This is a genomic window from Mojavia sp. (assembly GCF_059505145.1).
In genome coordinates this window covers 80,959-88,415 of the sequence record NZ_JCACKA010000034.1, presented here as the reverse complement: position 1 = coordinate 88,415, position 7,457 = coordinate 80,959, and the positions used below count along the sequence as shown (strand labels likewise).

General features: G+C 40.6%; 4 protein-coding genes. 1 reads left to right on the top strand and 3 read right to left on the bottom strand.

Annotated features, from left to right (window positions below; genetic code table 11):
* Positions 1 to 1,478, top strand: a 1,478-nt coding sequence (locus AC5JL8_RS05150) for a CHAT domain-containing protein (protein ID WP_495878701.1), incomplete at its 5' end; no start/stop codon positions are given.
* A 270-nt stretch (positions 1,479 to 1,748) separates the two neighbouring features.
* Here AC5JL8_RS05150 and AC5JL8_RS05145 read toward each other — a convergent pair.
* The 3 genes from AC5JL8_RS05145 to AC5JL8_RS05135 form a co-directional block, all read right to left on the bottom strand.
* Positions 1,749 to 2,459: a glycosyltransferase family 2 protein gene (locus tag AC5JL8_RS05145; RefSeq protein ID WP_495878700.1), complete on the bottom strand. Its 711-nt coding sequence runs from the start codon at positions 2,457 to 2,459 to the stop codon at positions 1,749 to 1,751.
* A 207-nt stretch (positions 2,460 to 2,666) separates the two neighbouring features.
* The gene (locus tag AC5JL8_RS05140) at positions 2,667 to 5,456 is read right to left on the bottom strand and encodes a CHAT domain-containing protein (RefSeq protein ID WP_495878699.1); all 2,790 of its coding nucleotides are present in this window, start codon (positions 5,454 to 5,456) and stop codon (positions 2,667 to 2,669) included.
* A gap of 10 nt (positions 5,457 to 5,466) precedes the next feature.
* On the bottom strand, positions 5,467 to 7,326 hold the full coding sequence (locus AC5JL8_RS05135) for a ShlB/FhaC/HecB family hemolysin secretion/activation protein (RefSeq protein ID WP_495878698.1): 1,860 nt from the start codon (positions 7,324 to 7,326) through the stop codon (positions 5,467 to 5,469).
* Positions 7,327 to 7,457: the final 131 nt, after the last annotated feature.

Genomic DNA, 7,457 nt, shown 5'->3' with positions numbered 1-7,457 from the left:
CAGACCCCACACCAACAGACCCCACACCAACAGACCCCACACCAACAGACCCCACACCAACAGACCCCACGCCAACAGACCCCACACCAACAGATCCCACACCAGATGTTCCTACCTGCACTTTTCAGTGCAAGCAAGGTACACCGACTAACCCTAACCCCAATCCGCCTAGAAATGGCGTTACCATCCTTGATACCAACCCCACTCCCGAAGATAAATTAACAGCTAGGGTTGCAGATTATTTAGGTGTAGCCACTCCGCCCCTTAAATCACCGGATGAAGCCAGAGAAATTGCTCTGACAATTGAGCAAGCTACTGGTGTTAAACCCGCATTTATTTATATTAGTTTTGTACCTGTAGAAATTCCCCTTAATGGGCTTGTAGGCGAAGTTAAATCTACTAAACAGTTAAATACCACAGCAGAACAGGATAATGAACAACTCGAACTAGTAGTAGTAACCGGGAAGGGTGATCCTATACGCAAGCGCATTCCTAGCGCGTCAAAAACCAAAGTTTTGCAAGTAGCCCAAGAATTCCGTGACCAAATCATTAATCCACGAAACCGTCGTCGTACCACTTATTTGCGTTCATCTCAACAACTTTATAGTTGGATTATTGCACCACTAGAAACAGATTTGCAGGCACGAGAAATCAATAATTTAGTATTTCTACCAGATATTGGCTTACGTTCAATTCCAATAGCAGCCCTTAACGATGGCAAGGGATTTTTAGTAGAAAAATATAGTATTGGTTTGATGCCAAGTCTCAGCTTGACTAACACCTTATATACTGACATTAAAAAATCCCAAGTTTTAGCGCTCGGTGTTTCTCAAAGTACTCAGGGACAAGAACCCTTACCAGCAGTTCCTCTAGAATTATCAACATTAATTTCTAAACTTTGGCAGGGCAAATTATTATTAGACAAACAAGCCACATTAGCAAATCTCAAAACTATCCGCAGCCAACAACCTTTTGGCATTATTCATATGGCAACCCATGCTGATTTTGCTACTGGTGCTTTAAGCAACTCCTACATTCAGCTGTGGGAAGACAAGTTACGTTTAAACCAGATACGGCAGTTAAGGTTGAATGAACCCCAAGTCGAAATGCTGGTACTGAGTGCTTGCAGAACTGCTTTGGGGAGCGAAGAAGCAGAGATTGGCTTTGCTGGTTTAGCTGTACTAGCAGGTGTTAAAACTAGTATTGCTAGTCTTTGGGCAGTCAACGATGTTGGTACAGCAGCTTTAATGACAGAATTTTATCAGAATTTAAAGACTGCTCCTATTCGGGCAGAAGCTTTAAGAAAAGCTCAGGTAGCTATGGCCAAGGGAAATGTTTATTTAAAGAATGGTCAAATCCAAGGCTTGGGTTCAGTAGGGAATTTGCCTTTACCTGCTGACAGTATTGATCAACCTGATGAATCACTATCCCATCCTTATTATTGGGCAGCATTCACAATGGTCGGTAATCCTTGGTAGTGCTGAGTGGTGAGTGCTAAGTGCTAAGTGAAAAGTCAAAAATATTTCGTAGGGTGGGCATTGCCGAGTTTTAGTGCCCTGAATATAAATACTCAGGACACTAAATTCAAAGCCTAGGATTTTTGGAGACGATATCCTAGCTAAGGATAAAAACGTGTTTAACCTTGACGCGAGAGTCTAATGCGATCGCAATGGGAGTACCTTCTTTAGTTTGAGGGATGCCACCTTGAAAGTTTACAGACCCTTTGCTGCCCTAATTCCCCAACAAGTTCAATTTTTGTAAGCATAGACATTAGAGCGATAAAACAGCCATAAGATCCATGTGGAAAGAAAAATCAATTGTTGAAGGATAGGTATTTGGGAAATAGAGATAATCAAAGCTTTGCGACGCTTAGAGGGAGTAGAGGAGCTAACACTATTTTGTCGGACTCGATATTTTATTAATGGCTGAGGGAGTCTAATTTTAGAGAAATTAGATTTGTTTTGAGTCCACCAATCACCATCGGATGCAATCGCAAGGGATTCATTAAAAGGATACTTTTTCATAATCTCTGTTTTAACAAGCCAAGAGCTAGGCATAGGAATATACCGAGCCAAAGCAAAAGCTCTAACAGAACCTTCTTCGTTCATAAGGTAGTGATCGCATCCGATAAAATCACAACCTTTTTCGATAGCTTCATTCAATTGCTTTTGAGTTTTGCCAGGAATCCAAACATCATCCCCATCGCAATAAGCAATCCAAGGATTTTGAACGTATTTTAAAGCGCTATTTCTAACAGCACCCGGATGGGCAAGAGGAATCCTTACAAGAGTAATTCGAGAATCGTTAATTAAAGGTAAAGATTCTATCCAGTCGTTAGTTAGGGAAACACAGATAAGAATCTGTGAAATTTCCGGCTCGGACAGAACAGAGTCTAGTGTCTGAGAGAAAAAAGGTTTTTCCCCGCCCGTCATTACGGTAATAATTGCGGTTACACACATCTAGGATAGCCTCCAAGGACGATTAAATCACACCAACCGGAATTAAAGTTTCAATCGCTGATAGAGATTTTAAAACTAGACAATTTTACTACCGTCGTGCCCCTATGGTGTAATCTATTCCAGCCTAACTGAACTCTATTGGGGCATTGCCCACCTTAGAGGATGTTTTAAAATTGCTATTTATTGCAAATTAAGAATTACGAATTTTTAATCCCAGTTCCCTACTAAAACAAAAGGGGCCCAGTAGTAGGGGTGTTTAAATTTATAACTTAACTCTCCTGAAAGAAGAAATAATTGAGCATTACGCAAAGCTTCTGCTTTTTTTTGGTTTTGAGCAATTTCTTTGTAAAACTCGATCATTAAAACGGCAGTTGCTTCATCGTTGACGCTCCAAAGAGTCGCCAATGTACTAAGTGCCCCTGATTGTAAGGCAATGCCAGCAATTCCTAAAGTAGCTCGGCTATCACCAGCAGCGGTTTCGCAAGCGCTGAGAACAAGTAAATTAATTGCCCCTTGTTGGCTTGTTTGTCGAGTTTTGAGTACAGAATTTAAATCGTTAACATTAACTCTTTTATTCCAAGTCAAAATGAATGTATCTTCGGCTTTGGAACTAAATTGTCCGTGAGTTGCTAAATGTAATATTGAGCCAGGAAATGACTCAACAGCTTCTTCAATATTTTTAATGGTAAAATTATTGTCTATAAAATTTTGCGCTGTAGAAAATATAAGTTTGATTTGCTCAAGCTCATATTTCACACCTGGTAATGGGGGAAAGTCGTCACGTCCTTCGCTGAGTCCACCAACAACTGCTTGCAAACGTTTTTTGCTTAAAGGCTGAGGTGGTAATAGCTCTAAACCTGGTGTGATTGCAATATTATATTTTTTCTGAACTAAATATTGTTTTTTTTGTTGGTCGTAAAGTGCAGCTATGGGGATACTCTGCAATGTTCCATCTAAGACAAAAACGAGATTTTGAACGCCACTATTATGCAAATCTGATTCGATAGGTCTGATTAACCAGTCATAGATCTGTTGTGAAATATGCAAAAAATCACGAGGACTTTTGAGTAAGATTTTTCGACGCAGTTCCTTAATTTTGTCTTCAAATGTTGTTTTGGCAATAACAACTGTACGCAATTGTAGAGATTTACTTTTTGGTTGGTTCGGTAACGAGAGAATAATTGCTAGGCGATCGCTTAACACTATAGGGTAAATTACAGCTGTTTGTCGCTGTTGATCGATTTTGTCAATTTGGACGGGTTGTGTGTCTAAACAGGCTCTACGAAAGAAGTTATCTAACTCTGCTAACTGTAATGATTCAATTACTTTCCTGGCTTTATCTAAATTTTCTGGACTAGTTTCTCCAGTTTTAGGCAATAGCAAACTGACATACTCACGGTAGACTGGTTCTACTTCATCCCTAAAAGAAAATTGGGCGTCACGATTGACAGTAACTAAATCACGACGTAAAGCTTTTAAAATTTTTACGGCTTTGTCGTAGGCTGCGATTGCCTCCGGCACTGCGCTCCGCGCAATCGCTACTTTATCATTGCCTTGCGGATTACTAGAAGCGCTGAGAATCCGGCCTAATTGCCATTGCCAACGATAGGCTATATCTTTTGCTTGAATAGCTTCTGCTAATTTTAAAGCCTGCTGAGTCAGGCTTTGCGCTTCAGTCCATTGCTGAGTTTGCTCGTACAAACTACCTAAAGTACCCAATGCATAAGCTTGCGCCCGGACATCTGACAAAATTTTAGCTTGCTTAACACCTGTAGCCACAACTTTAGCAGCCATACACAGCGAACTCACAGATGTACAAGAGTTTTGATCAGAAATTGTTCCCTGTATTGACACTCCTGTTTTTGCTAACTTTACTAAACTTTGGGCAAAGTTAATCTGAGCGTAAACGCTACTACGACTGGCTGGTAAATTCTCCAGCTTTGCTGGTAAGCTTTGAATTTCAGGCAGAATTTGCTGCAACAAGTTTTGAATTTCTGAGGAAGGTTCTTTTTTTACAGATGTTGTCAACAAATTAACCAAAACTCGCAGCTTATTTAATTGTGCTTGCAACTGCGTTGTCTGATTCTGTGAAATACTCGCAGCTCGCTCATAATACTTTAATGCTGCTTCGGTGCTTTGCTGGGCTTGAGCAGTGTTTCCTAAACTCAGCAGAATTTCTGCTAGCTTTTCTGCTTCAATTTTAAGTGGCGTTTGGGCAGTATTTACTAAATTTAATTGCGTTTCTAATTGACAAAGTTCTTCTAATCGCAACCTTTTTGCTTGTATCTGACAACCTACTTCTAAAATCTGCTGAGATTTGTTTAAATCACCAACTACACGTAAGGTATTGCCGAGACTGAGCAATCCTGTGGCTTTGATGAGAGAGTCTGGTTGCTGATCCAGGGTTAGCTTAACATTCTCTAAAGTGTTTGTAGCGCGACGGTAAAGTCCCAATGTCTGCAATGCCTGAGTCTGGTTAATTTGGCTACCAATTTTACCCGCTTCATCCCCAATTTTACTATAAGTAGCTGTCGCCTCTTCCCAACTGCTGAGGGACTTTTCTGTTTGTCCTTGTGCCAATTGTATGCGGCCTTGAGTATTAAGAGCTTGGGCGCGAATAGATAAATAATCTTTGCTGTTACTTTTGTTTTGTAATAGTTTTAAACTTTTATCAATTGTTTGTTGAGCATCAGGTAATTGTCCTAACTGTTGATAAGTCAAGGAAAGATAGCTTAATACCAGCGCTTGGTTTAGTCTATCTCCTGTAGCTTGCAATGCCTCATCTGTTTGTTTAAAAATTTTCAATGCTGAAGAATATTGTTCATTTTGATATAGTTTTAAACCTTGTTCTAATAGTTCTTGGGGATTTGCGCTTTGATTACCTAATACTGGCGGTTGGGTGATTGCTGCTATGGAAGTAATTTGATTAATCAAATTAGCAGATGGTGACGGGAGATTAGCGATTTGAAATAATGTAGCTAATAAAATTGCAGACATAAAATTTTATTTAGAAAGATTGGGTATAAACAATAGAAAAGTAGAGTCCGTTTTCTTGCCAAGTATTTTTATTGCTAGAAACTGAGTTCAGCGGGATACCCCAGTCAAAACGAGCAGTGAGGCGATCACTTTGCTGCCACAATAGTCCTAAGCCCACGGATGCGATCGTATCAAGATTGAGAGATGCCCTACCAGGCTGAGAGTGATTCCAAGCAGTGCCAAAATCTATAAAGGGAGTAATTTGCAGCAATCCTTGAATTTCTGGCACACGCACCACCGGATACCGCAATTCGGCAGTAGCCAACAAGCCATTATCAGCTAAAATTTCATCTTGACGGTAACCCCGAACGGTGGACTGTCCTCCTAATCCAATTTGTTCTGAAGCTAATAGCACTCTATCTGCTAGTTGAATATCTGTACGCACAAGGAATAGTGTTTCTGGCGCTAGAAGACGCACCCATTGCGCCTGTCCACGCCAAGCAAAAAATTGACCATCTGGGGGATCTTGGCTAATAGTGGCATCTAATGCATCTATACCCAAACTAAATTGAGAACGTGCCGCGATGACTTCTTTGGTGCTGCGCTGAGTCCAGTCTTGAAAGAACCGCAATATAGTTGCTTTAGTCTTACCATTTGAATCCGCACCAGGAGAAGGAAAGGGAAGCCGTTCTCCAATTTGCGCTGCCAAAAAGCCAACATCACCATCTCTGTGACTTGCACTTACTCCCAATGCGAATTCTTTGGTTGGAGTTTGCACAAGAGGTTGGCGGAATGTGATTCCGTACTCTTGGGAAGTACCTTCGATATTTAAAACATTGAAGGGTTTTTCAATTACATTGCTAGATGCATAGCTATAATTCAACTGCACAGTGCCATTACGGGCATTGATGGGCAATTGATAGCTGACATCCGCACTATTGCTACCATCGGTGTTAGCATAAGCGATGCTTAAACCATCTCCCAAACCCAATAGATTTGCCTCGTTGAGTTGGATTTGACGCTCAAAGCTGCCGATACCCGGTGTGCGGTTATTATTTAAACTAATTTGAGCGGTAAAAGTTTTTGCTTCAGCCACTTGCACAAGTAACACACTGCTACCAGGATTGACGCCATTACCTAGTTCCGCAGAGATACTTTTAATTAGAGGATCTAGTTGTAGCAGTTGCAAAGCCTGCAATAAGTTCTTTAAATTTAAAGGCTTATTTGTTGCCAGCGCTAGGCGACTTCGTACATACTCAGGATTCAGCCGTTTAGCACCGCGCACCTCAATATTTTCTAAACTCCCTTCCACAACTTGAATCGTAACTACACCACCCTCAGCTTTAAAAGTTTGATCGGCTGGAATATACGCCCCTGAGTTAACGTAACAGGGTATATCTGAGTTTTTGTTTTCAGCCTCACAACCTTTGGTGTAAAGTTCGGTAATTTTATCAGCCACCCCTAATAGTTGGGCAAAAGTGATGGGTTTATTGATGAACTCTTGAGTTACCCGATCAAATTCTTTTTGGCTGAAAGCAGTGCTACCGACTACTTTAAAACTAGTAACCTGAATTGTTCCTGGTAAATCGTTGGGAACTGCTTCGGGAGTTGAAGGCGTAGGAGTGGTTACGGGTGGAGACTGAAATAACTCTTCAATATTGGGCAGTTTTGGCAGTGTTGGGGTTGTGGGAGTTTGTTGTTCTAGTTGGCGGTCTATGTCTTGTATAGGTGGATTTACAGGAGTTTGTGCTAGCAGAGGTTTTGGAGTTAAGAGGTTGAGTTGAAGAGAAATGAATATGAGTAAATTTATAAGATTTGGCAGTGTAGACATTTCTCTAAATAATATGTTTGGCGATACATCCACCATGTAAATATGGAGTTTATGACTCATTCAGTTGTATAAATTTATCAACCATAACAGGCGAGCGCCAAAAATCAAAGCTGTAAAAAACACTCAAGTTTTTACGTAATAGTACTGCTAATATCAATCCTCTGTAAGTTACAACGTTTTTCAGATGAATA

What these genes read in the sequence shown, in the direction of transcription:
- AC5JL8_RS05140 (WP_495878699.1), bottom strand. Translation starts at nt 5,456, where the DNA reads ATGTCTGCAATTTTATTAGCTACATTATTTCAAATCGCTAATCTCCCG.
- AC5JL8_RS05145 (WP_495878700.1), bottom strand. Translation starts at nt 2,459, where the DNA reads ATGTGTGTAACCGCAATTATTACCGTAATGACGGGCGGGGAAAAACCT.
- AC5JL8_RS05135 (WP_495878698.1), bottom strand. Translation starts at nt 7,326, where the DNA reads ATGAGTCATAAACTCCATATTTACATGGTGGATGTATCGCCAAACATA.